Origin of the sequence: Actinomadura sp. BRA 177 (assembly GCF_013372625.1) — a bacterium.
GTDB lineage: Bacteria > Actinomycetota > Actinomycetes > Streptosporangiales > Streptosporangiaceae > Spirillospora.
In genome coordinates this window covers 1-1311 of the sequence record NZ_JABXFD010000626.1, presented here as the reverse complement: position 1 = coordinate 1311, position 1311 = coordinate 1, and the positions used below count along the sequence as shown (strand labels likewise).

Sequence of the window (1311 nt, the reverse complement as noted above, 5' to 3'; positions counted from 1 at the left end):
GGGTTAGAGTCATAATGACGAGAACCGAATCCGGAGGAGGGCCAATGATCCCTTCCGTTCTCTACGCCCCGGAGCCCGGCTGGGTCGCCGAGGCCGATGTCGTCGTTGTCGGGTCCGGCATCGCCGGCCTGGTCGCCGCGCTGCGGTGCCGTCCGCACGGGCGGGTGCTGCTCGTGACCAAGGCCCTCCTGGACGCCGGGTCGACTCGCTGGGCGCAGGGCGGGATCGCCGCCGCGCTCGCCGCGGACGACACCCCCGAGGAGCACCTCGCCGACACCCTCGTCGCGGGCGTCGGGCTGTGCGACGAGGACGCCGTCCGGGCGCTCGTCACCGAAGGGCCGGACGCCGTCCGCGGGCTCATCGAGCTGGGCACCGCGTTCGACCGCGCCGGCGACGGCGGCATCGCGCTGACCCGCGAGGGCGGCCACCACCGGCGCCGCATCGCGCACGCGGGCGGGGACGCCACCGGTGCCGAGATCAGCCGCGCCCTCCGCGCCGCGCTCAAGGACTCCGGCGTCGAGGTCATCGAGCACGCGCTCGTGCTCGACCTGCTGAAGGACGCGGACGGACGCGCCGCCGGCATCACCCTCCACGTCATGGGCGAAGGGCAGCCGGGCGGCGTCGGTGTCGTCCGCGCCCGCGCCGTCGTCCTCGCCACCGGCGGGCTCGGCCAGGTGTTCTCGGCCACGACCAACCCCGAGGTGTCGACCGGCGACGGTGTGGCACTGGCGCTGCGCGCCGGAGCCGAGGTCACCGACCTGGAGTTCGTCCAGTTCCACCCGACCGTGCTCTGGCTCGGCGAGGACGCGACCGGGCAGCAGCCGCTGATCTCCGAGGCCGTCCGGGGAGAGGGCGCCCACCTCGTCGACCACGACGGGGTCCGCTTCATGGTCGGACGGCACGAACTCGCCGAACTCGCCCCGCGTGACATCGTCGCCAAGGGGATCATGACCCGGATGCACGAGACCGGCGCGTCCTGCATGCTCCTGGACGCCCGCCACTTCGGCGCCGCGATGTGGGAGAACCGCTTCCCGACCATCCTGGCCGCGTGCAGGCACCACGGCATCGACCCGGTGACCGAGCCGATCCCGATCGTCCCCGCCGCGCACTACGCCAGCGGCGGCGTCCGCACGGACCTGCACGGCCGCACGTCCGTCCCCGGCCTCTACGCCTGCGGAGAGGCCGCCTGCACCGGCGTCCACGGCGCGAACCGCCTGGCCTCCAACTCCCTGTTGGAGGGTCTGGTCTTCGCCGGCCGTATAGCCCAAGCCCTGCACGACGACCTAGGCCCCGACCCCTTGACGCCTGCCC

The 1311-nt window shown here is 73.7% G+C and carries 1 protein-coding gene; it reads left to right on the top strand.

The features are described from left to right. Nucleotides 1-44: 44 nt before the first annotated feature. Nucleotides 45-1311 (top strand): L-aspartate oxidase (locus HUX53_RS35035; protein ID WP_176407571.1); only part of this gene is annotated, 1267 nt, incomplete at its 3' end.